This is a genomic window from Enterobacter cloacae complex sp. HYC003_NIDB (genome assembly GCF_056673375.1).
On record NZ_CP114220.1, the window covers coordinates 855,459 to 876,176 of the forward strand.

The 20,718-nt window shown below is 56.9% G+C and carries 25 protein-coding genes; 10 read left to right on the forward strand and 15 right to left on the reverse strand.

Going from position 1 to position 20,718, the window contains the following annotated elements; genetic code table 11:
- Window positions 1-17: 17 nt before the first annotated feature.
- The 6 genes from O1722_RS04055 to O1722_RS04080 are packed head-to-tail and all read right to left on the reverse strand — an operon-like array spanning window position 18 to window position 3,733.
- On the reverse strand, window positions 18-356 hold the full coding sequence (locus tag O1722_RS04055) for an endonuclease domain-containing protein (RefSeq protein ID WP_017382927.1): 339 nt from the start codon (window positions 354-356) through the stop codon (window positions 18-20).
- A 56-nt stretch (window positions 357-412) separates the two neighbouring features.
- Window positions 413-1,561, reverse strand: coding sequence for a radical SAM family heme chaperone HemW (hemW, locus tag O1722_RS04060; RefSeq protein WP_017382926.1), 1,149 nt, complete (start codon window positions 1,559-1,561; stop codon window positions 413-415).
- Window positions 1,554-2,147, reverse strand: a complete 594-nt coding sequence (locus O1722_RS04065) for an XTP/dITP diphosphatase (protein WP_033487648.1) — start codon at window positions 2,145-2,147, stop codon at window positions 1,554-1,556. Before O1722_RS04065 ends, hemW begins: the two co-directional genes overlap by 8 nt.
- Before the next feature lie 3 nt (window positions 2,148-2,150).
- The gene (gene yggU / locus O1722_RS04070) at window positions 2,151-2,447 is read right to left on the reverse strand and encodes a DUF167 family protein YggU (RefSeq protein WP_023304404.1); all 297 of its coding nucleotides are present in this window, start codon (window positions 2,445-2,447) and stop codon (window positions 2,151-2,153) included.
- Window positions 2,444-3,010, reverse strand: coding sequence for a YggT family protein (locus tag O1722_RS04075; protein WP_015571838.1), 567 nt, complete (start codon window positions 3,008-3,010; stop codon window positions 2,444-2,446). The genes yggU and O1722_RS04075 overlap by 4 nt, the downstream gene beginning before the upstream one ends.
- 21 nt (window positions 3,011-3,031) lie before the next feature.
- Window positions 3,032-3,733 (reverse strand): YggS family pyridoxal phosphate-dependent enzyme, encoded by a 702-nt coding sequence (locus tag O1722_RS04080; RefSeq protein WP_045347340.1) that lies wholly within the window; start codon window positions 3,731-3,733, stop codon window positions 3,032-3,034.
- Window positions 3,734-3,750: 17 nt separating this feature from the next.
- Between O1722_RS04080 and O1722_RS04085 the strand changes: the two genes are divergently transcribed.
- On the forward strand, window positions 3,751-4,731 hold the full coding sequence (locus O1722_RS04085) for a type IV pilus twitching motility protein PilT (protein ID WP_033487646.1): 981 nt from the start codon (window positions 3,751-3,753) through the stop codon (window positions 4,729-4,731).
- A gap of 9 nt (window positions 4,732-4,740) precedes the next feature.
- Here O1722_RS04085 and ruvX read toward each other — a convergent pair whose 3' ends face one another.
- The 8 genes from ruvX to metK all read right to left on the reverse strand — a co-directional run bounded on the left by ruvX (window position 4,741) and on the right by metK (window position 11,880).
- Window positions 4,741-5,157, reverse strand: a complete 417-nt coding sequence (gene ruvX / locus O1722_RS04090) for a Holliday junction resolvase RuvX (protein ID WP_033487645.1) — start codon at window positions 5,155-5,157, stop codon at window positions 4,741-4,743.
- Window positions 5,157-5,717: a YqgE/AlgH family protein gene (locus O1722_RS04095; protein WP_006811924.1), complete on the reverse strand. Its 561-nt coding sequence runs from the start codon at window positions 5,715-5,717 to the stop codon at window positions 5,157-5,159. Before O1722_RS04095 ends, ruvX begins: the two co-directional genes overlap by 1 nt.
- Window positions 5,718-5,791: 74 nt before the next feature.
- Window positions 5,792-6,739 (reverse strand): glutathione synthase, encoded by a 948-nt coding sequence (gene gshB, locus O1722_RS04100; RefSeq protein WP_015571835.1) that lies wholly within the window; start codon window positions 6,737-6,739, stop codon window positions 5,792-5,794.
- A 31-nt stretch (window positions 6,740-6,770) separates the two neighbouring features.
- Window positions 6,771-7,502, reverse strand: a complete 732-nt coding sequence (gene rsmE, locus O1722_RS04105; protein ID WP_017692692.1) for a 16S rRNA (uracil(1498)-N(3))-methyltransferase — start codon at window positions 7,500-7,502, stop codon at window positions 6,771-6,773.
- Between the two features lie 51 nt (window positions 7,503-7,553).
- The gene (gene endA / locus O1722_RS04110; RefSeq protein WP_003860034.1) at window positions 7,554-8,261 is read right to left on the reverse strand and encodes a deoxyribonuclease I; all 708 of its coding nucleotides are present in this window, start codon (window positions 8,259-8,261) and stop codon (window positions 7,554-7,556) included.
- 94 nt (window positions 8,262-8,355) lie between these two features.
- Window positions 8,356-8,853 (reverse strand): SprT family zinc-dependent metalloprotease, encoded by a 498-nt coding sequence (locus O1722_RS04115; protein WP_017692693.1) that lies wholly within the window; start codon window positions 8,851-8,853, stop codon window positions 8,356-8,358.
- A 58-nt stretch (window positions 8,854-8,911) separates the two neighbouring features.
- Window positions 8,912-10,309: a galactose/proton symporter gene (gene galP, locus O1722_RS04120; RefSeq protein ID WP_015571832.1), complete on the reverse strand. Its 1,398-nt coding sequence runs from the start codon at window positions 10,307-10,309 to the stop codon at window positions 8,912-8,914.
- A 416-nt stretch (window positions 10,310-10,725) separates the two neighbouring features.
- Window positions 10,726-11,880: a methionine adenosyltransferase gene (gene metK / locus O1722_RS04125; RefSeq protein ID WP_003860037.1), complete on the reverse strand. Its 1,155-nt coding sequence runs from the start codon at window positions 11,878-11,880 to the stop codon at window positions 10,726-10,728.
- 425 nt (window positions 11,881-12,305) lie between these two features.
- On the opposite strand from metK, the gene O1722_RS04130 reads away from it, so the two are divergent.
- From O1722_RS04130 to speB, 4 genes are all read left to right on the forward strand, one after another.
- Window positions 12,306-12,446 carry a hypothetical protein gene (locus O1722_RS04130; RefSeq protein WP_418235904.1) on the forward strand — a complete coding sequence of 47 codons (141 nt, stop codon included), beginning with the start codon at window positions 12,306-12,308 and terminating at the stop codon, window positions 12,444-12,446.
- A gap of 94 nt (window positions 12,447-12,540) precedes the next feature.
- Window positions 12,541-12,672 carry an acid stress response protein YqgB gene (gene yqgB / locus O1722_RS04135; RefSeq protein WP_057979949.1) on the forward strand — a complete coding sequence of 44 codons (132 nt, stop codon included), beginning with the start codon at window positions 12,541-12,543 and terminating at the stop codon, window positions 12,670-12,672.
- Between the two features lie 8 nt (window positions 12,673-12,680).
- Window positions 12,681-14,657 carry a biosynthetic arginine decarboxylase gene (gene speA / locus O1722_RS04140; RefSeq protein WP_033487644.1) on the forward strand — a complete coding sequence of 659 codons (1,977 nt, stop codon included), beginning with the start codon at window positions 12,681-12,683 and terminating at the stop codon, window positions 14,655-14,657.
- A gap of 274 nt (window positions 14,658-14,931) precedes the next feature.
- On the forward strand, window positions 14,932-15,852 hold the full coding sequence (speB, locus tag O1722_RS04145) for an agmatinase (RefSeq protein WP_017692694.1): 921 nt from the start codon (window positions 14,932-14,934) through the stop codon (window positions 15,850-15,852).
- 3 nt (window positions 15,853-15,855) lie between these two features.
- On the opposite strand, the gene O1722_RS04150 is transcribed toward speB, so the two are convergent.
- On the reverse strand, window positions 15,856-17,067 hold the full coding sequence (locus O1722_RS04150; RefSeq protein WP_026094259.1) for an MFS transporter: 1,212 nt from the start codon (window positions 17,065-17,067) through the stop codon (window positions 15,856-15,858).
- A 415-nt stretch (window positions 17,068-17,482) separates the two neighbouring features.
- Here O1722_RS04150 and O1722_RS04155 point away from each other — a divergent pair, with 415 nt between their 5' ends.
- From O1722_RS04155 to O1722_RS04175, 5 genes are read left to right on the forward strand one after another with little or no spacing between them, the layout of a single operon-like run.
- Entirely contained in the window at window positions 17,483-17,806 is a 324-nt protein-coding gene (locus O1722_RS04155) for a Rieske (2Fe-2S) protein (RefSeq protein WP_003860044.1), read from the forward strand.
- Window positions 17,803-18,111, forward strand: a complete 309-nt coding sequence (locus O1722_RS04160; protein WP_003860045.1) for a recombinase-like helix-turn-helix domain-containing protein — start codon at window positions 17,803-17,805, stop codon at window positions 18,109-18,111. The genes O1722_RS04155 and O1722_RS04160 overlap by 4 nt, the downstream gene beginning before the upstream one ends.
- A gap of 10 nt (window positions 18,112-18,121) precedes the next feature.
- Window positions 18,122-19,144 (forward strand): aromatic ring-hydroxylating oxygenase subunit alpha, encoded by a 1,023-nt coding sequence (locus tag O1722_RS04165; RefSeq protein ID WP_017692695.1) that lies wholly within the window; start codon window positions 18,122-18,124, stop codon window positions 19,142-19,144.
- Window positions 19,144-19,893, forward strand: coding sequence for an SDR family oxidoreductase (locus tag O1722_RS04170; RefSeq protein WP_017382918.1), 750 nt, complete (start codon window positions 19,144-19,146; stop codon window positions 19,891-19,893). The genes O1722_RS04165 and O1722_RS04170 overlap by 1 nt, the downstream gene beginning before the upstream one ends.
- A 12-nt stretch (window positions 19,894-19,905) precedes the next feature.
- Window positions 19,906-20,694, forward strand: coding sequence for an IclR family transcriptional regulator (locus O1722_RS04175; RefSeq protein WP_033487669.1), 789 nt, complete (start codon window positions 19,906-19,908; stop codon window positions 20,692-20,694).
- Window positions 20,695-20,718: the final 24 nt, after the last annotated feature.

Consider the following 20,718-nt stretch of genomic DNA (forward strand, 5'->3'; position numbering starts at 1 on the left):
CTCCCTGTGGGAGAGGGTTAGGGTGAGGGCATCAGGCATTGCAATCGTTGCAAAATAGCCATCAGCACCTGCTCCTCATTAGTCCTGAATTCATTATTCCAGAACCGTACGACTTCCCATCCGTTCGTATTCAAAAACGCGGTACGACGTGAATCATAGTTCTCCTCATCCTGATGTTGCCCACCGTCCAGCTCAATAATCAGCTTCGCCTTAAAGCAGGCAAAATCCACGATATACGGCCCAACCGGCATCTGACGACGAAACTTATACCCGAAGAAACGACGACCTCTGAGCAAATACCAGAGGCGTACTTCTTCGGGTGTCATTTGTTTGCGGAGTTGTTTTGATTTTTCCATCCCCACACTCTGCCAGCCTTTCCCTCAGCCAGCAGAACGGGATGTAAAATTCTGAATCAGCCTTCAGGATTTTCAGCGAGGAACAGCTCAAGAAGGGAGTTTAAGAACAGCTTGCCGTGCTCGGTGATCTGCCAGGACTCATCACACTCGGTCAGATACCCCTGCGCCAGCGCCTCGTCAATCTGCGGACGAATCACTGACTCCGGCAGCCCGGTATAACGCGTAAATTCCGCGCGCGGTGCGGCTTCCAGCAGACGGAAGCGGTTCATAAAGAACTCAAACGGCTTATCCGCCGCCTCGACGTCGTGCTGACGCTCCAGGTAGCGGCCTTCCATATACCCGCGCGGGTGACGCGTTTTGGCGGTACGCAGAATGCGTCCGTCCGGGAAGGTCACTTTGCCATGTGCGCCGCAGCCAATTCCCAGATAATCACCAAAACGCCAGTAGTTCAGATTGTGCTGACACTGATAGCCCGGCTTCGCATACGCCGACGTTTCGTATTGCTGATACCCCGCCGCGGTCAAAAGCTGGTGGCCCTGCTCGAAGATATCCCACAGCGCGTCATCGTCCGGCAGCACCGGAGGACGGGAACCAAACAGGGTGTTAGGCTCAATGGTCAGCTGATACCACGACAGATGCGGCGGATTCAGTTCAATCGCCTGACGCAAATCGTCCAGCGCTTCTTCGAGCGACTGATCCGGCAGGCCATGCATCAGGTCGAGGTTAAAGCTGCGCAGCCCAAGCCCCGTTGCCAGGTTTGCCGCGCGCTTTGCCTCTTCCGGGCCGTGGATACGCCCCAGACGCTTCAGCTTTGGCTCGCTAAAGCTCTGCACGCCGATAGAGATACGGTTCACGCCCGCACGCTGATACTCGACAAAACGGTCGGCCTCAACGGTACCGGGGTTGGCTTCCATCGTAATTTCAGCATCCACTGCCAGGTTCAGGCGTGCGCGCACGCCATCCAGCAGCGTCTGCATCGCCGGGCCTGAAAGCAGGCTCGGTGTACCGCCACCAATAAAAATGGTCTTCACTTCACGTCCCTGTGCGTACGATACATCAGCATCCAGATCGGCCAGCAGATGCGCGACGTAATCATCGTGCGGCACTTCGCCCTTCAGCGCGTGCGAGTTGAAATCGCAGTACGGGCATTTCTGCACGCACCATGGGATGTGAATATAAAGACTCAGAGGCGGCAAATTAGCCATTACGCAGTGCTTCCAGTAACAGTTTCAGGGCGCGTCCACGGTGGGAGATCGCGCTTTTCTCTTCGCGGGTGAGTTCCGCAGCGGTTTTTCCCTCGGTCGGGACAAAGAAAATCGGGTCGTAACCAAAGCCGCCGTTGCCCGCCGCTTCACGGGTGATCACGCCCGGCCAGCTGCCGTGACAGACAATCGGCGTGGGATCTTCCGCGTGACGCATGTAGACCAGCACGCAGTGGAACTGCGCGGTACGCTGTTCGTCAGGGACGTCTTTCAGGGCCACAAGCAGCTTTTCCAGATTCTGCTGGTCGGTGGCGTCCACCCCGGAATAGCGGGCGGAGTAAATCCCCGGCGCACCGCCCAGAAAATCCACGGCCAGACCGGAGTCATCGGCTATCGCGGGCAGTCCGGTGATCTGCGCGGCGTGGCGCGCTTTCAGAATGGCGTTTTCGATAAACGTCAGGCCGATCTCTTCGGCGGACTCGACGCCCAGCTCGGTCTGGGCCACCACGTCCAGCCCAAAATCATTTAATAGCGAGGCCAGCTCGCGCACTTTACCGGCGTTACCGGTGGCGAGAACAACTTTCTGCATGGTTTAGTCCTGTTCTTTCAGAGCCGCGACTTCCGTCGGGATAGATTGCGGGTTAAGGATTTTTACCTGTTTATGCCGGCCAAGTTCACCTTTCTCAATGATGACCTGGCTTTTAGCGACGCGAAACTGTTTAGCCAGATATTTGGTCAGATGCGCATTCGCCTGGCCGTCAACCGGCGGGGCAGTGATGGCGACTTTTAGCTCGTCGCCATGAAGACCAACAATACTGTCGCGGCTGGCTTTCGGCTGAATGTACAGCCGTAAAACCAGCCCGTCGGCGCAGGGGCTAACTGCACTCATAACGCCATCCACAGCCCCGGCAGCAGCATATTACCCGTCGCCTGTAACAGTTCCGCGATACCCATATTCAGCACGTACAGCAGAAGAACGAGAAGCATCGGGGAGAAGTCGATTCCGCCCATTGCAGGCAGCAGGCTACGAATCGGACGCAGCAACGGTTCAGTCAGCTGAATCAACGCGTACTCCACCGGGCTACGACCCCGGCTTACCCAGCTCATGATCGCCATCACCAGCAGGACCCAGAAGATCAGCGAGCCGACGGTTTTAACCAGGATCAGAACGGCTGAAATCCAGATAATCGGCTGGAAAGTGATGACCATAAACAGCACGATCGCTTTGATAACGCTCAGAATAAACGCCATCAGCAGAGATGAACTGTCAATTGGCCCCATTGCCGGAATGACGCGGCGAAGCGGCCCCACAACGGGCTGCGTGATTTTCACGATAAATTGTGAGAATGGATTGTAAAAATCACAACGGGCCCACTGCATCCAGACGCGCAACAGCAGCGCCATCGTATACAGTTCAATGACCGTTGAAAGCAGGAAAGTCAACGTCTTCATGGCGTTCCTCAGGTTTCCTTATTATTGGGGGTAATCGCGCGCACCGAAAATTGCCGTGCCGATGCGCACCATGGTGCTGCCTGCCGCGATGGCGGCTTCCATATCGTCCGACATGCCCAGAGAAAGCGTGTCTACCGTGTTATAGCGCGCCTTAAGCGCCTCAAATGCTACAGCCATTTGCTGTGCCACGGCAAACTGCCTTTCATAACTTGACTCTGGCGCCGGGATAGCCATCAGCCCGCGCAGGGTTAAGCGCGGCAGCGCCGCCACGTCTGCCGCCAGCGCCTCCAGTTCGCCCAGCGTAATGCCGGACTTGCTGTTTTCATCGCTGATGTTGATTTGAATCAGCACGTTAAGCGCTGGCATCTCCATAGGGCGCTGGTCGCTCAGACGGGTAGCGATGCGCAGACGATCGATGGTGTGGCACCAGTCAAAGTGCTCTGCTACCAGACGGCTTTTGTTCGACTGTAGCGGACCGATAAAGTGCCATTGCAGGTCTGTATTTCCCCGTTCCCGGAAAGCGCGAATTTTATCCACGCCTTCCTGCACATAGTTTTCACCAAAGGCACGATGACCGGCGGCTATCGCTTCTGCGATGGCGCTCGCAGGCTTAGTTTTGCTGACTGCAAGCAACGTAATTTCTTCTGGAGCACGGCCGCAACGCGTTGCCGCGGCTGAGATTTTGTCCCGGACCTGTGCCAGGTTATGCGCAATGTCGTTCATTTTCCGAGGAGTAGTCTATGGATGTGGAAGAAATTGTGGCCCTTAGTGTAAAGCATAACGTCTCCGATCTACACCTGTGCAGTGATTCGCCACCGCGCTGGCGCAGGTCAGGCCGTCTTGAACCTGCGCCGTTTCCGCCCCCGGATGTGGAGGCGTTATTAAAAGCGTGGCTCAACAACGAACAGCAGGGCGCATGGTGGGCAAACGGGCAAGTGGATTTTGCCGTTACCCTCGCAGGCCGTCAGCGGCTGCGCGGCAGTGCGTTTAAGCATATGCTCGGCGTTTCGATTGCGCTGCGGCTGTTGCCGCTGACGTGCCCGCAGCTCTCTGCGTTAGGTGTGCCGCGAGCGATCCCGGAGCTGCTGTCCAATGACAATGGCCTGATTCTGGTCACCGGCGCCACCGGCAGCGGGAAATCGACCACCCTGGCCGCTATGGTCGATTTCCTCAATCACCAGACGGACGGGCATATTCTGACCCTGGAAGATCCGGTGGAGTTTATGTACCAGAGCGAACGTTGCCTGATCCAGCAGCGGGAGATAGGCCAGCACAGCCCGTCCTTTGCCGAGGCGCTGCGCAGCGCGCTGCGTGAAGATCCGGATGTGATTCTGCTTGGTGAGCTGCGCGACAGCGAGACGATACGCCTGGCGCTGACGGCGGCGGAAACCGGCCATCTGGTGTTAGCCACGCTGCATACGCGCGGCGCGGCGCAGGCGATCGAGCGCCTGGTCGACACCTTTCCGGCGCAGGAGAAAGATCCGGTGCGTAATCAGCTGGCGGGAAGCCTGCGTGCGGTCCTGGCGCAGAAGCTACGTCAGGATGTCCAGGGCGGGCGCGTGGCGCTGTATGAGCTACTGGTGAATACCTCGGCGGCGGCAAACCTGATCCGCGAAGGCAAAACCTGGCAACTGCCGGGCATTATTCAAACGGGGCAGCAGGCGGGAATGCAGAACTTTGAGCAGAGTCTGGCGGAGCGACGGGCGCAGGGGCGGCTGTAGCCCCGGCGCTCAGTAACCCTGTTCGAAATAGCTTTCGAGGATAATGACGGCTGAAGCTGAATCCACGCTGCCTTTGTTCAGCGCCCGGAAGCCACCGTGCTCGAACAGGCCAGCGCGTGCCTCGACGGTGCTCAAACGTTCATCGTGCAGCTTAACGGAGACGCCAAAGCGGCCATGGATTTTGTTAGCGAACTTGCGCGCGCGGGCGGTAAGCGGTTGCTCGGTGCCGTCCATGTTTAGCGGCAGGCCGACAATCACGTCGTCCGGCTGCCACTCTTTGAGCAAGCGCTCAATAAGGTTCCAGTCCGGCGTGCCGTCGTTAGCTTTCAGCGCCATGAGCGGGCGGGCGGTGCCGGTGATCCGTTGACCCACAGCGACGCCGATGCTTTTGGTGCCGAAGTCGAAGGCGAGAAGGGTGCCGCTCATTACGCGTGCCCCGCAACGCCAGGCATGGTCAGAATATCAATGCCAATCAGTTTTGCCGCGTCACGCCAGCGATCGGCGATAGGGGTTTTAAACAGGATATTCATATCCGCAGGGGCTGTCAGCCAGGCGTTGTCCAGAATTTCTTGTTCCAGCTGCCCTTTTTCCCAGGAGGCGTAGCCGAGCGCAACCAGCACCTCAGAAGGCTGACTGGCAGTGCCCAGCGTTTCAAGCACATCGCGAGAGGTGGTGACGACGGTGTTATCGGAGATACGAATGCTGGACGAGAAAACCGGCGGGGTATGCAGGATAAAGCCACGATCTTCTGCAAGCGGGCCGCCGAGCATCACCGGTTTATCGAGACGGATTTCCGGCAGCCGCGCTTCAGCAGGGATTTTCAGCTTGTCCAGAATGCCTTCCACCTGGAGGTTTTCCAGCGGCTTATTGATGATAATCCCCATCGCGCCGTCTTCGTTGTATTCGCAAATATAGACCACGGAGCGGCGGAAAATCGGATCCTGGAGAGCAGGCATGGCAATAAGAAAGTGATGCTGTAAATTCATTGTCAGAGGTACTGTTTCCTGGTTTAAAAAGCGACAGCGCCCAGTATGGGGATAAACACAGGCGCTGTCACAGGTTATTTCTGTAAACGTTTTTCGATAGCGTCCATCAGCATTCCGGTGATCGAGATCGGGAATTCCGCTTCGATTTCACGAATGCAGGTCGGGCTGGTGACGTTCACTTCGGTCAGACGATCGCCGATGATATCGAGGCCGACGAAGATCAGGCCTTTGGCTTTCAGCGTAGGGCCGACGCGGCGGGCAATTTCCCAGTCGCTTTCGCTTAACGGACGCGGTTCGCCACGGCCGCCAGCCGCCAGGTTGCCACGGGTTTCCCCTCCCTGCGGGATACGCGCCAGGCAGTAAGGCACCGGCTCGCCGTCTACGACCAGCACACGCTTGTCGCCGTCTTTAATGGCCGGCAGATAGTTCTGCGCCATGCAGTAGCGGGTTCCCAGCTCGGTCAGCGTTTCGGCAATCACGCCAATGTTCGGATCGCCCTCTTTCACGCGGAAGATCGACGCGCCACCCATGCCGTCCAGCGGTTTCATGATGATGTCGCCGTGCTTCTGCCAGAATTCTTTCAGCTGCGTTTTGCTGCGGGTGACGAGCGTTTCCGGCGTCAGGTCAGAGAACCATGCGGTATAGAGCTTCTCGTTACAGTCGCGCAGGCTCTGCGGCTTGTTGACGATCAGCGTTCCTTTCTCTTCGGCACGCTCAAGGATATAGGTGGCGTAAATGTATTCGGTGTCGAACGGCGGATCTTTACGCATCAGGATCACGTTAAGGTCGGCCAGGGCAATATCCTGCTCGGTACCGAATTCGTACCATTTTTCGTAGTTCTGCTCGACGTTAACGATGCGGGTGCGTGCGCGGGCTTCACCGTTGATCAGGTAAAGATCGTTCATCTCCATATAATGGAGTTCATAGCCGCGACGCTGCGCTTCCAGCAGCATAGCGAAGCTGGAGTCTTTCTTGATGTTAATGTTTGCGATGGGGTCCATCACGATGCCGAGCTTAATCATCTTCTTCTCCGGTTATGGGTCAGGCTTTGCTTCAACCCAGATCGCCAAATCGCACCTGTAGCGCGGTAATGGCGGTGAGTGCCGTTGTCTCAGTGCGCAGAACGCGAGGTCCCAACAGAATATCAGTAAACTGGTAACGCGCCGTCATGGCAATTTCGTCAGCCGACAGGCCGCCTTCCGGGCCAATCAGCAGGCGTACACGCTCAACGGGCAGCGGCAGCGTATTGATGCTGGCGCTGGCGCGCGGATGAAGATTGAGCTTAAGCCCGCTCTCCTCTTCTGCACACCAGTCCTCCAGATCCATCGCCGGGCGGATCTCCGGGATACGGTTGCGGCCGCTCTGTTCGCAGGCCGCAATGGCAATTTTTTGCCACTGCTGGATCTTTTTGTTCAGACGTTCCGCATCCAGTTTAACGCCGCAGCGCTCAGAAAAAAGTGGCGTAATGAGGCTTACACCCAGTTCAATGGATTTCTGAATGGTGAACTCCATCTTTTCCCCACGCGACATCACCTGGCCCAGGTGAATGTGCAGCGGGGATTCCCGGTCATCCACCTCGCCACGCAGCACCTTCACGTGCACGCTTTTTTTATCGGCGCGCGTAATTTCAGCGTCGAAAACCTGATTAGAGCCGTCAAAGAGCTGAATCGCCTGGCCTGCACCCATGCGCAGCACGCGGCCTACATGGTTTGCGGCATCATCAGACAGGGCGATTTCGCCGCCTGGGGTAATCAGTTCAGGGTGATAGATGCGAGGGATGCGCATAGTCAGAAATTCCATGTGTCATGCGATATAAGCGAATTGCCGTAGTGTAGGTTAGCTCTTTTGCGCCTGGCAAGCCCGCTGGACGTAAGGGTTGTGATTCCCCTGGACTTTGGCGATACGTTCGTCGCGCTGGCATTCCCAGTCCGTCACCGGGTAGAGCTTGTCCCAGGCATTGAAGAGCTGCGTCTGCTGGCGGGAAAGATTGAGATCGTAGCGGTCGCGCATATAGAAGTAAGTGCGGGCGATGCTGCCGCGTGCGCGGGCAGGCGGTTCGGCGACTTTCTCTTTGAAATCGACCTTCATGGCGCACTGACCGTACTGGCCTTCGCCACCGTTCCACTGGCTGTACATGAAGTTTCCGCGGTCGCCATTGACCTCACCCACGGCGGGTTGCAGGTTGTGCATATCGCTTTCCATCTGGCGGTAGACCGGATCTTTTGCGCAATTTTTACGTCCACCGTCCTGCCAGCACTGGCGCTGGTGGCCAAACTGCCAGGCCGGAACAACGTGTTCCCATTCGATTCGGCTGGCGCGGTTCTCGTTCTTGCGCACCTTATAGCCGCAGGATCCCAGATCCACGACCCCTTTCTTACCCTGCCAGTTAATTTTACAGCCGCAGTAGAAATCACCCGGTACGTCGGCGTTAATCTTTACGCCTGCGGTTTTTGCCTGAGAGAAACTGTGAATACCGTCGGCCAGAGCATGGCCGGAGAGCGCTGTCGCCAGAAAAGCGACCGCGAGAGAAACATTACGGGACATCTTACACTCCGTGTCAAAACGAGCCCGCAACGTAACGAATGTTGTTCCCGTATGCAATCAGTCAGATCAGGAAAGTTCCTGAAAGTTCGAGTGATTATTCCGCAACCAGCGGTTCGCCGCATTTAACGCAGCGATAGGTCGCCTCGCCGCGCACCACACGGTTGTGACGGCGGACGGTAAGCTGGTGCTGCTGACACTGGCAGCGGTAGGGGAAGGTATTGCGGCGTACCGATTCCAGCTCGAACTGATGGGTGCGGCGGGCCGGAACCCCGAGCACCGCCTCCATCATCCATTTCCACTCTTTGCCGTGCGGCGCGACGCGGCCAAAGTGCTTCCACACCAGAAGGTGGGCCAGCTCGTGCGGCACCACTTCGTCGATAAACGCCTGCTGATTTTCCATCATCAGTACCGGATTCAGGCGGATCTCGTAGGCTTCCAGCCAGGCGGTGCCTGCCGCGGTGCCACGCTGCTGATAGACCAGCTTCGGTTCAGGATAATTGCGGCCGAGCTTCAGGTTGGCCTGGGCGAGTTTTTCCCGCAGGCTGCGCATGACGGCTTGCTGAATGGCGATGGGGAGACGGGGAGCTTTCATAGGGGCAGAGCATAAAGCGGGAAGCGGGGAGGCGCAAGAGGCGCCTCCCGCAGGAGGATCAGTCGTGTGCGCCGATTTCGCGCAGAGGACGACCTTTCATCAGGTTACGTTCAATGTGTTCCAGTGAAACATGTTTGGTTTCAGGAACCAGCCAGATAGTGAGAACAATAAAGAACAGGTTCAGACCGGCGTAGACCCAGAAGGTATTGGCGTTACCCAGGGTATTGAGCATGGTCAGGAACGTTGCGCCGACGATCATGTTGGCAATCCAGTTGGTTGCGGTAGAACAGGTGATACCAAAATCACGCCCTTTCAGCGGCTGGATCTCAGAGCACAGCACCCAAATCAGCGGACCGGCGCTCATCGCAAACCCAATGATAAACATCAGCAGCATCGCCACGGCGAAGTACTGTGCCGTTGGAGAGTGAATGCCCATGTGCATCATGGTACCCAGCACGCCCATCCCGACGGCCATCACCAGGAAGCCCAGCGTCAGGGTTGGCTTACGTCCCCAGCGGTCCACCAGACCGATAGCGATAAAGGTCGCCAGCACGTTGGTCAGGCCGACGATCACGGTGCCCCACATCTGCTCGGTGGTGTTGGTGTAGCCCGCCAGTTCGAAGATTTTCGGCGCGTAATACATGATGACGTTCATCCCGGTGAACTGTTGCATGATCTGTAACAGCACGCCGAGGAACACCGCGCGGCGGAAGTTGCTGTTCTCTTTGAACAGCGCCCAGCCGGACTGTTTGACCTTCAGGCTTTCGCGGATCTCTTCCAGCTCGTTTTTGGCTTCGGCGCTGGTATCACGCAGGCGTAAGAGCACGCGTTCGGCATCATGGAAGCGGCGTTTGGCGGCGAACCAGCGCGGGCTGTCTGGCAGGAAGAAAACGCCAATCAGCAGCAGGATGGCAGGAATGATGATGACGCCCAGCATCCAGCGCCATGCACCGCTGTAGCTGAATGCGGTATCCGAGAGATAAGCCCCCAGAATACCGATGGTGATCATCAGCTGATACATGGAAATCATGCTGCCGCGGATTTTTTCCGGAGCGATTTCAGACAGGTACAGCGGGGCAGTATAAGACGCCACGCCCACTGCCAGACCGAGCAGCACGCGGGAGATGATCAGCACTTCAACGTTAGGCGCAGCCGCAGAGAACAGTGAGCCGGCAACGAACAGGATCGCGCCGATCATCAGGCTCTTTTTACGCCCGAGCTTAAAGGAGAGCCAGCCGCTGCCGACCGCGCCGACGGCGGCACCGAACATCATGGAGCTAACCACCCATTCCTGAGTGTGTGCGCTAATCTGGAACTCATCGGTGATGAAAGGTAATGCACCGGCAATTACGCCAATATCCAGGCCAAAGAGTAATCCTGCCAGAGCGGCGAGGAAGCAGACGAAGAACGTCATTGCCTTATTGGACGTACGCCCCTGTTTATTATTGTCAGGCATTATGCCCTCCAGTTGGGTTATCAGTTTTTACGATATTAAGAGTAGGTGAGCGGCTCATAAAAATATGTGAGTCAAATCACAACGGTGTAATCGGTTACACTGGCTTGTAACCGTAAAAATAATTAAAGCTTTGAAAATATAGAGGTAAATTAATTGATGTGCATCGCGTTTGCACAAATTTCAGACTTAACTGAAAGGGAATGTAACAGCAGAAGAAATGCGATCATGCAAAGAGAATATTCTGAAAGCGGGGTATAGAGAGTGAGGTGTAAACGGTTCCAAACATTGCCGGGTGGCGGCTGCGCCTTACCCGGCCTACAAAAACTCACTACCCGTAGGTCGGGTAAGGCATAGCCGCCACCCGACATAAAAAAGGCCAGCACAAAGGCTGGCCTGTTTAAGCTACTGGCAGTCGATTATTTCAGACCGGCAGCATCACGCAGCAGGGCGGCTTTGTCGGTTTTTTCCCATGGGAAATGTTCGCGGCCAAAGTGACCGTACGCTGCGGTTTCCTGGTAGATTGGGTGCAGCAGATCCAGCATCTGAATCAGACCGTATGGACGCAGGTCGAAGAACTCACGCACCAGCAGGGTCAGCTGTTCAGAAGGCACTTTTTCAGTACCGAAGGTTTCCACCATGATGGAGGTTGGCTCAGCCACGCCGATAGCGTAGGAAACCTGGATCTCACAGCGGTCAGCCAGACCGGCAGCAACGATGTTTTTCGCCACATAACGTGCAGCGTACGCCGCAGAACGGTCAACTTTAGATGGATCTTTACCGGAGAATGCGCCGCCGCCGTGACGTGCCATGCCGCCGTAGGTATCTACGATGATTTTACGACCGGTCAGACCGCAGTCACCCATTGGGCCGCCGATAACAAAGCGTCCGGTTGGGTTGATGAAGAATTTGGTCGCAGAGCTCAGCCATTCAGTTGGCAGAACCGGCTTGATGATCTCTTCCATCACCGCTTCTTGCAGGGATTTCTGGTCAATCTCTTCAGCATGCTGCGTGGAAAGAACCACGGCATCAATACCGACGATTTTCCCGTCGTCATACTGGAAGGTCACCTGGCTTTTCGCATCCGGACGCAGCCACGGCAGGGTGCCGTTTTTACGTACTTCAGCCTGACGCTGCACCAGACGGTGGGCGTAGGTCACCGGCGCTGGCATCAGCACGTCGGTTTCGTTGGTTGCGTAGCCGAACATCAGGCCCTGGTCGCCCGCGCCCTGTTCCAGCGGATCGGCACGGTCAACGCCCTGGTTGATGTCCGGAGACTGTTTGCCAATCGCGCTCAGTACGGCGCAGGAGTTGGCATCAAAGCCCATATCAGAATGTACATAGCCAATCTCACGCACCGTGTTACGGGTGATCTCTTCGATATCAACCCATGCGCTGGTGGTGATCTCACCGCCAACCAGAACCATGCCGGTTTTGACATAGGTTTCACACGCTACGCGCGCCTTTGGATCCTGCGCGAGGATCGCATCCAGCACCGCATCGGAGATTTGGTCAGCAATTTTATCAGGATGTCCTTCTGATACGGACTCGGACGTAAACAGGTGTTTTGCCATGTTTTATTTCACCTAAGAGGAATTTGGTTAGCTCAAGCTGCTGTGTGGAATAGCCATAGGAGATAATTCTACCAAGGCCTACAGGATTTTGACACTGGCAGTCTGAGTGTTAATCGGTATGGATGGATTAACATCTGGACGTCTATTTTAGGTCACTTCTTCACCCGATTTCCAGTTTTTTTTGACTCACCTCTCACTGCGTTGAAAACACGGCTGGAAATTTTTCCTGACGACGCTGGCAACCTGCGCATTTTTGTTTTGCTTTTTAGCGACCTTCTCGGTATAAAACGCGGCGCGCGGCTCATATAAAATAAGCGCTCGATGAACACATCGTGTCGCCACTTCCAGCCGGGTTAAGCAGTGAACTTTTAGCTTTGGCTTGTGGTCCGTTTCAGCAGAGGCGGCCGTGGAGGTGATACCAGATAATGAACCATCGTTTTCCGCTCATTCAGCGCAGCCGTTCTGGCGCGCATTTGATTCCCACCCGCACTTCTGGTCTAAACACCTGCCGATGTTATACCCATCTCGGTGCTTCTCAGGATTCCAGAGCCGGTCACGCTTTGTGAAAACTGAACAAGGGCGCTCTTGTTAATACAGGAGTTTTCTCGTGGTTTCGCCGAACCTTGTCATACAGAGTTCGGATACGTGTTTTACAATGATATGAATAAGAAACCGGTCGCACGGTCTGGATTTCAGCATACTCTGCTGGGAAATGGAGCCGTTAATGGGTTGTTATCGCCGTATAACGCTGCGATAGTAGTCAACTGTTTTACACTTAATACAAAGAGTTGAGGTTCGCTATGTCTGACGACATGTCTTCGGTTTCGCCTTCGTCAGCAGGCGAACAGGGTGTACTACGTTCTATGCAGGAGGTTGCGATGAGCTCCCAGGAAGCCAGCAAGATGCTGCGCACTTACAATATTGCCTGGTGGGGCAATAACTACTACGACGTTAACGAGCTGGGCCACATCAGTGTCTGCCCGGATCCGGACGTCCCGGAAGCGCGCGTGGATCTCGCTAAACTGGTGAAAACCCGTGAAGCGCAGGGTCAGCGCTTGCCTGCACTGTTCTGCTTCCCGCAGATCCTGCAACATCGCCTGCGTTCTATTAACGCCGCGTTCAAACGCGCGCGGGAATCGTATGGTTATAACGGCGACTATTTCCTCGTTTACCCGATCAAGGTTAACCAGCACCGTCGCGTGATTGAGTCCCTGATCCACTCCGGCGAGCCGCTGGGCCTGGAAGCAGGCTCTAAAGCGGAGCTGATGGCGGTTCTGGCGCATGCGGGCATGACCCGGTCGGTGATCGTCTGTAACGGCTATAAAGACCGCGAATACATTCGTCTGGCGCTGATTGGCGAGAAGATGGGCCACAAGGTCTATCTGGTGATCGAGAAGATGACCGAAATCGCGATCGTGCTGGAAGAGGCCGAGCGTCTGAACGTGATCCCACGCCTTGGCGTGCGTGCGCGACTGGCGTCGCAGGGTTCCGGTAAATGGCAGTCTTCCGGCGGTGAAAAATCCAAGTTCGGCCTCGCGGCGAACCAGGTGCTTCAGCTGGTGGAAATTCTGCGCGAGCGCGGTCGTCTGGACAGCATTCAGCTGCTGCACTTCCACCTCGGCTCGCAGATGGCCAATATTCGCGACATCGCCACTGGTGTGCGTGAATCCGCGCGTTTCTACGTTGAGCTGCATAAGCTCGGCGTGAATATTCAGTGCTTTGACGTGGGCGGCGGCCTGGGCGTGGACTACGAAGGGACCCGCTCGCAGTCTGACTGCTCGGTAAACTATGGCCTGAACGAATATGCCAACAACATCATCTGGGCGATTGGCGATGCCTGCGAAGAGCACGGCCTGCCGCACCCGACGGTGATCACCGAATCCGGCCGCGCGGTCACCGCGCACCATACGGTACTGGTCTCTAACATCATTGGCGTTGAGCGTAGCGAAATCACCGAAGCCACGCCTCCGGCAGACGATGCCCCACGTTCCCTGCAAAGCATGTGGGAAACCTGGCAGGAGATGCACGAGCCGGGCACGCGTCGTTCCCTGCGCGAATGGCTGCACGACAGCCAGATGGACCTGCACGATATTCACGTCGGCTACTCGTCAGGCACCTTCAGCCTGCAAGAGCGCGCGTGGGCCGAGCAGCTCTATCTGAATATGTGCCACGAAGTGCAGAAACAGCTCGACCCGAGCAACCGCGCGCACCGTCCGATTATCGACGAGTTGCAGGAGCGTATGGCGGACAAAATGTACGTCAACTTCTCCCTGTTCCAGTCGATGCCGGATGCCTGGGGTATCGACCAGCTGTTCCCGGTTCTGCCGCTGGAAGGGCTGAACCACGCCCCGGAACGCCGCGCCGTGCTGCTGGACATCACCTGTGACTCCGATGGCGCAATTGACCACTACGTCGATGGCGACGGTATCGCAACGACGATGCCAATGCCGGAGTACGATCCGGAGAACCCGCCAATGCTGGGCTTCTTTATGGTGGGGGCGTATCAGGAGATCCTCGGCAACATGCATAACCTGTTCGGTGATACCGAAGCGGTTGACGTGTTTGTCTTCCCTGACGGCAGCGTGGAGGTTGAGCTGTCCGACGAAGGGGACACCGTGGCGGACATGCTCGAATACGTTCAGCTGGATCCGAAAAAACTGCTCACCCAGTTCCGCGATCAGGTGAAAAACACCGGTCTGGACGATGCCTTGCAGCAGCAGTTCCTGGAAGAGTTTGAAGCGGGTCTGTACGGGTATACGTATCTGGAAGACGAGTAAGAAAACCTCCCTCTCCCTGTGGGAGAGGGCATCAGGCCGCTGTGCCGCCGATGCCCGGTGGCGCTGCGCTTACCGGGCCTACGAATGTAGGCCGGAGAAGGCGAAGCCGCCATCCGGCAGAATGCTATACTCACTTGAACCCGTATGAATTAACGGCGATAATTCGCCCCAATATGCGATTTACGAATCAATCCCTTCCTCGTCGGGTTTAACGACGCGGAGGGGATTTTTTTTCATCTGTTTTTAATGTATCGACTTTATAAGAGGTCAGGACATGAGCACTTTAGGTCATCAGTACGATAACTCTCTGGTATCTAACGCGTTTGGTTTTTTACGCCTTCCGATGAACTTCCAGCCGTACGACAGCGATGCGGACTGGGTGATCACCGGCGTACCGTTCGACATGGCAACGTCCGGTCGTGCGGGTGGGCGTCATGGCCCGGCGGCGATCCGTCAGGTTTCCACTAACCTGGCCTGGGAGCACAACCGCTTCCCGTGGAACTTCGACATGCGCGAGCGCCTGAACGTGGTGGACTGCGGCGATCTGGTGTACGCCTTCGGTGACGCGCGTGAAATGAGCGAAAAATTGCAGGCGCACGCTGAGAAGCTGCTGGCGGCCGGTAAACGCATGCTCTCCTTTGGCGGTGACCACTTCGTGACCCTGCCGCTGCTGCGCGCCCACGCGAAGCACTTCGGCAAAATGGCGCTGGTGCACTTCGATGCGCACACCGACACCTACGCGAACGGCTGTGAATTCGACCACGGCACCATGTTCTATACCGCGCCGAAAGAAGGCCTGATCGATCCAAACCACTCCGTGCAGATCGGCATCCGCACCGAGTTCGACAAAGACAACGGCTTCACCGTACTCGACGCGGGCCAGGTGAACGATCGCGGCGTGGACGATATTCTGGCTCAGGTTAAGCAGATCGTCGGCGACATGCCTGTCTATCTGACCTTCGACATCGACTGCCTGGATCCGGCATTCGCACCGGGTACCGGTACGCCGGTGATCGGCGGCCTGTCATCAGACCGCGCCATCAAGCTGGTGCGCGGCCTGAAGGATCTGAACATCGTCGGGATGGACGTGGTGGAAGTGGCTCCGGCCTATGACCAGTCCGAGATCACCGCGCTGGCCGCGGCGACCCTGGCGCTGGAAATGCTCTACATCCAGGCGGCGAAAAAAGGCGAATAAGCCTTACGCGCTGATTGCTGCTGCGCGCCGCATGCGCAGCAGCAACATTCCCCCGGCAAGCAGGGTGACAACCTGCGAGACGACCAGCACCGAAAAGCCTGAACTGACCGACCCCACCGATCTCATCACCATCCCCATCAGCAGCGGAATAAACGCCGCGCAGATATTGCCGATCCCATTGATAATGCCGTAAGCGCTGCCCACCGCTTCCCGCGCTGCGTGATGCTGGATCACCGCCGGAATAGCCGCTCCCTGAAGCCCCCAGAACACGTTGGCAGACAGCATAAAGAGCGCCAGCCATGCGGGTTGATGGCTGAGCATCAGTGCGATCACGGAGAGTGCCGTCAACGTACCGCCCACCACAAACAGTACCGGCGCCTGTTCCGGCCGCATTTTGTCGAGCAGCACGCCGCCCAGAAACTTTGACCCCAGGCTCAGCAGGAAGGGGACCGCCGCAAGCATGCCCGTCGCGTGCAGCGAGAAGTGGTGCTCGTCACGCAGCCATGCGGGCAGCCACGCGCTGCTGCCCCACAGATAGCTCAGCGTGGCGATTTCAACCAGCAGGATCCAGCCCAGCAGCGGCGTCTGCCAGGCCAGCGTGAAGGTGTGAACAAACCCCGGTTTTTTCATCTTCACCGGGCTGTGTGGCGCGGGCAGAAAACGCCAGATGAGCCCGCCGCCCAACACCAGATTCATCACCGCCAGCGCGTAAAACGACCCGGCCCAGCCCAGATGCGACATCAGCCAGGTCACCAGCGGAAAGCCCACGGCCAGCCCGAGCGAGACGCCCAGCGCGGTCACGGCGTTGGGTTTGCCGATCTCTTGCGCGCTAAAGTTATCGCTGATAAAGCGCGTTTTCAGTGAAAAAAGCGGTCCCTCCGCGATCCCCAGAATCACGCGGGCGATGAGCATTCCCGTCAGCGAGCCGAGCAAAGGTGAAGCCGCGCAGACCGCGGCCCAAATCGCAATGCTGCTTAATAATCCTTGCCGATAATGAAGTTTGCTTTCAATAACTGGCGTTAATAATAAAGCGGAAAACCCATAACCCAGAAGAAAGCAGGTCATGAGCAGGCCCTGTAACATTCTGTTTTCATTTAACTGAAAATGTTCGGCAAATTCCGGGTTTAAAATCATTACCGAGATATTTACCCGATCGACGTAGGAAATAATAATGAGTAATAAAAGCGCAATCGTGCCTTGCCATCTTGCCGTCATCATGTCCGCCTTACGTTTTTTGTAACTTATATTTTTCATCAATGTGATTGTCACGGAGCTAAAATGGTTCGCCTGTGAAACTCTTTGTTTAATAAAGATAAATAAAAAATAAGTTTCACGGGTGAAACGCGATAGAGGTAACGTTCATTTATTTTTAGAGAGTAAAAAGAAAAGAAGTCAATCTGTTTTATTGAAAATAAGAGACCATTAAAAAAACCTATTTCTCACGCTGCAATAATGAAAATTTCATATCGCTGCATTTTTTCGTGATCCCTTGCACACTTAGTTAATTAATTGCCGATCGATTAACAAATTCGTCACATTGTCGCTTGACGAAACATTCATCGCTTTTATATTGACCGTATTAAATAAGAAACAGAGTTTCATATATAAAACAAAAGCCTGGAGGATCGTGATGAGCTGGATAGGCGTATGTGACGCAGAGCAAGTACAGGAAGATTTCCCTTTTAGCGGCAACGTCGACGGTAAAGAGATCGGCGTTTACCTGATCGACGGTGAATATTACGCGCTGGAGGACGTATGCCCGCACGCCTATGCCCTGCTGAGTCAGGGCTTCGTGGAAGACGGCAAGGTGGAATGCCCGCTGCATGAGGCGGTGTTCGACGTCAAAACCGGCCAGTGTCTGCACGGCCCCGGAGGACGCAACCTCAACCGATACCCGGTTCGGGTCTTTGAAAACCAGATTCAGATTACCTTCGTTGAGGAGACCGTGGCATGAGCGACACGCTGAACTACAACCCGGCGCTGCCGGAAAGCCGCCAGTTTACCCCGCCGGCAGAGGGCGGTAATGGCGCCATTCACAAGCCGGGCGAGTACCAGAACCTGATCTGGCAGACCCGCAGCCGCGAGCCGGAAAGCTGGGAAGTGAAGCTGATTGCGACGCTGGAAGATCTCTTCGAGCAGGGCGTTGAAACCCTGCCGGAGCTGGTAAGCGGGCTGAACGCGGTGCGTATGCACGATCAGCAGGGCGAGCCGTGGAGCGACGCCAGTTTCCAGGCATTCTTACAGGTTAACGGCTACTGAGGGCAACGTGATGACGACGACCGTACAACATTATCTGGATAAAGGTCTGCGCGGCCTCTGGTATCCGGTACTGGCGAGCTGGGAAGTGCAGTCTGCGCCAGTGGGCATCACCCGCCTGGGCGAGCAGATTGTGGTCTGGCGCAATAAAGATGGCCAGGTGCAGGCGCTGGAGGACCGCTGCCCGCACCGCGGCGCGCGCCTGTCGATGGGCTGGAACCTCGGGGACCGCATTGCCTGCTGGTATCACGGCGTAGAGGTGGCGGGCAACGGCGAGGTGAAAGACGTGCCCGCCGTGGATAAATGTCCGCTGGTCGGCCAGCAGTGCGTGCGCAGCTATAACGTGCAGGAGGCGCACGGCGCCATCTTCCTGTGGTTTGGCGTCACCGCGGACCAGCAGCCGGACGAACTGACCTTCCCGGATGAACTCGCCGACACGGAAAACTTCAGCAACTTCCTCTGCACCGCCGCGTGGAAATGTAATTACCAGTACGCGCTGGAAAACGTGATGGACCCGATGCACGGCACCTATCTGCACTCCTCGTCGCACTCGATGGCGGAAGGGGATCGCAAGGCCGACATGGTGCTCCAGCCGACCAAAACCGGCTTTATTTTCGAGAAAAAAGGGCAGAGCGGCGTCAACTTCGACTGGGTTGAGCTCGGCAACAGCGGCACCTGCTGGATGCGCCTCTCTATTCCTTACAAGAAGCGCTTCGGACCGGGCGGCCACTTCTTTATCGTCGGCATGGTGGTGCCGGAAGATAACGACAACTGCCGCGTCTTCTTCTGGCGCATCCGCCGCGTGCAGGGCTGGCAGCGCGATATGTGGCGCTTCATGTACCGCAACCGTCTGGAAAAACTGCACTGGGAAGTGCTGGAGCAGGACCGCGTGGTGCTGGAGAGCCTGGCGCCAAACGCGCGCGATCATGAATACCTGTATCAGCATGACGTTGGCCTCTCGCGCCTGCGCCGCATGATGCAAAAGGCCGCCAAAGAGCAGCTGGCGATGCGTGAAGCACAGCAGGGAGCCGCCTGATGAATGGGCTGCTGAGCGGCAAGCGCATCGTGGTGACCGGCGCCGCGCGCGGGCTGGGCTACCACTTTGCCCAGGCCTGCGCGGAGCAGGGCGCGGCGGTGGTGATGTGCGACATCCTCAAAGGCGAGCTGGCCGAGAGTGCCCACCGGCTGCGCGAGCAGGGCTATGCGATCGAATCGCACGTTATCGATCTGGCCGATCAGCACTCTATCGACCAGGTGTTCAGCGCCATTGGCGAGCAAGGGCAGATTGACGGCCTGGTGAACAACGCGGCGATGGCGACGGGCGTGGGCGGCAAAAACATGCTTGATTACGATCCGGATCTCTGGGATCGGGTGATGAGCGTCAACGTCAAAGGCACCTGGCTGGTGACGCGCGCCGCCGTGCCGCTGCTGCGCGAAGGGGCAGGCATTGTGAACGTAGCGTCCGACACCGCGCTGTGGGGCGCGCCGCGCCTGATGGCCTACGTCGCCAGCAAGGGCGCGGTGATTGCCATGACCCGCTCAATGGCGCGCGAGCTTGGCGAAAAGCGCATTCGAATCAACGCCATCGCCCCGGGATTAACCCGCGTCGAGGCAACCGAATATGTCCCCGCCGAACGGCATCAGCTCTACGAAAACGGACGCGCGTTAACCGGCGCGCAGCAGCCGGAAGATGTCACCGGCAGCGTGGTCTGGCTGTTAAGCGATCTGTCGCGATTCATCACCGGACAGCTGATCCCGGTCAACGGCGGTTTTGTCTTTAATTGAGGTAGGGCGATGATGGCAAACGATCGGGAAGTGAAGTATCTGGTGCCGGGGCTGGAGCGCGGTTTACAGCTGCTGTTGGCCTTTGGCGAGCAGCATCGCGAACTGACCTTTGCCGAGCTGCACCGGCTGGTGGATATGCCGAAGGCCACCGCCTACCGCGTGGTACAGACGCTGGAGTTCATGGGCTTTCTGGAGCGCAACGCGCGCACCAATACCTTCTCGCTGGGCATGAACGTGCTGCGCCTGGGCTTTGAGTACATCGCCTCGCTGGACGTGGCGCAGGTCGGCCAGCCGGTGATCGAGCAACTGCGCGACGTGAGCCAGTGCAGCAGCCATCTGGCGATCCGCGACGGGCGCGACATTATCTACATCGCCCGCGTCAGCGCCGCCGGGTCGCGCATCAACCAGGTCAGTATTGGTACCCGTCTGCCGGTGCACTGCACCTCGCTGGGCCGCATGCTGTTGACCGATATTTCCAGCGCTGATTTCGAACAGCTGTTCCCGCATGAGCGTCTGCCGGGCAACACGCCGGGGCAGCATCACGACCGCGAAGCCCTGTGGCAGATGGTGCAGCAGGACAAAGCCCGCGGGTATGTCATCGGCGAATCCTTCTTCCGCCACGGCATCTCTTCCATCGTCTACCCGGTGTATGACCGAAGTGGCCGCGTGGCGGCGGTGGTCAGCATTTTGGTGCCGTCGGAGGAGATCCCGCAGAGCGACCGCGAGCGCCTGCAAAACGAGGTTCGCCTCGCGGCGGATAAAATTTCTGGCTTCTTAGGGTATTTGTCACAGGCCAGTTAAATCAGTGAGTTAACGTCAGGCGCT

Bases quoted from the DNA above. Each gene is read 5' to 3' on its own strand.
- galP (WP_015571832.1), bottom strand. From the start codon at position 10,309: ATGCCTGACAATAATAAACAGGGGCGTACGTCCAATAAGGCAATGACG.
- yqgB (WP_057979949.1), top strand. From the start codon at position 12,541: ATGAATAAGAAACCGGTCGCACGGTCTGGATTTCAGCATACTCTGCTG.
- O1722_RS04160 (WP_003860045.1), top strand. From the start codon at position 17,803: ATGAGCGACACGCTGAACTACAACCCGGCGCTGCCGGAAAGCCGCCAG.
- O1722_RS04175 (WP_033487669.1), top strand. From the start codon at position 19,906: ATGGCAAACGATCGGGAAGTGAAGTATCTGGTGCCGGGGCTGGAGCGC.
- endA (WP_003860034.1), bottom strand. From the start codon at position 8,261: ATGTCCCGTAATGTTTCTCTCGCGGTCGCTTTTCTGGCGACAGCGCTC.
- O1722_RS04095 (WP_006811924.1), bottom strand. From the start codon at position 5,717: ATGAATTTACAGCATCACTTTCTTATTGCCATGCCTGCTCTCCAGGAT.
- gshB (WP_015571835.1), bottom strand. From the start codon at position 6,739: ATGATTAAGCTCGGCATCGTGATGGACCCCATCGCAAACATTAACATC.
- O1722_RS04115 (WP_017692693.1), bottom strand. From the start codon at position 8,853: ATGAAAGCTCCCCGTCTCCCCATCGCCATTCAGCAAGCCGTCATGCGC.
- speB (WP_017692694.1), top strand. From the start codon at position 14,932: ATGAGCACTTTAGGTCATCAGTACGATAACTCTCTGGTATCTAACGCG.
- O1722_RS04165 (WP_017692695.1), top strand. From the start codon at position 18,122: ATGACGACGACCGTACAACATTATCTGGATAAAGGTCTGCGCGGCCTC.
- O1722_RS04080 (WP_045347340.1), bottom strand. From the start codon at position 3,733: ATGAACGACATTGCGCATAACCTGGCACAGGTCCGGGACAAAATCTCA.
- O1722_RS04130 (WP_418235904.1), top strand. From the start codon at position 12,306: ATGAACCATCGTTTTCCGCTCATTCAGCGCAGCCGTTCTGGCGCGCAT.
- O1722_RS04155 (WP_003860044.1), top strand. From the start codon at position 17,483: ATGAGCTGGATAGGCGTATGTGACGCAGAGCAAGTACAGGAAGATTTC.
- O1722_RS04055 (WP_017382927.1), bottom strand. From the start codon at position 356: ATGGAAAAATCAAAACAACTCCGCAAACAAATGACACCCGAAGAAGTA.
- O1722_RS04085 (WP_033487646.1), top strand. From the start codon at position 3,751: ATGGATGTGGAAGAAATTGTGGCCCTTAGTGTAAAGCATAACGTCTCC.
- yggU (WP_023304404.1), bottom strand. From the start codon at position 2,447: ATGAGTGCAGTTAGCCCCTGCGCCGACGGGCTGGTTTTACGGCTGTAC.
- O1722_RS04075 (WP_015571838.1), bottom strand. From the start codon at position 3,010: ATGAAGACGTTGACTTTCCTGCTTTCAACGGTCATTGAACTGTATACG.
- rsmE (WP_017692692.1), bottom strand. From the start codon at position 7,502: ATGCGCATCCCTCGCATCTATCACCCTGAACTGATTACCCCAGGCGGC.
- metK (WP_003860037.1), bottom strand. From the start codon at position 11,880: ATGGCAAAACACCTGTTTACGTCCGAGTCCGTATCAGAAGGACATCCT.
- ruvX (WP_033487645.1), bottom strand. From the start codon at position 5,157: ATGAGCGGCACCCTTCTCGCCTTCGACTTCGGCACCAAAAGCATCGGC.
- O1722_RS04150 (WP_026094259.1), bottom strand. From the start codon at position 17,067: ATGACGGCAAGATGGCAAGGCACGATTGCGCTTTTATTACTCATTATT.
- O1722_RS04065 (WP_033487648.1), bottom strand. From the start codon at position 2,147: ATGCAGAAAGTTGTTCTCGCCACCGGTAACGCCGGTAAAGTGCGCGAG.
- speA (WP_033487644.1), top strand. From the start codon at position 12,681: ATGTCTGACGACATGTCTTCGGTTTCGCCTTCGTCAGCAGGCGAACAG.
- O1722_RS04170 (WP_017382918.1), top strand. From the start codon at position 19,144: ATGAATGGGCTGCTGAGCGGCAAGCGCATCGTGGTGACCGGCGCCGCG.
- hemW (WP_017382926.1), bottom strand. From the start codon at position 1,561: ATGGCTAATTTGCCGCCTCTGAGTCTTTATATTCACATCCCATGGTGC.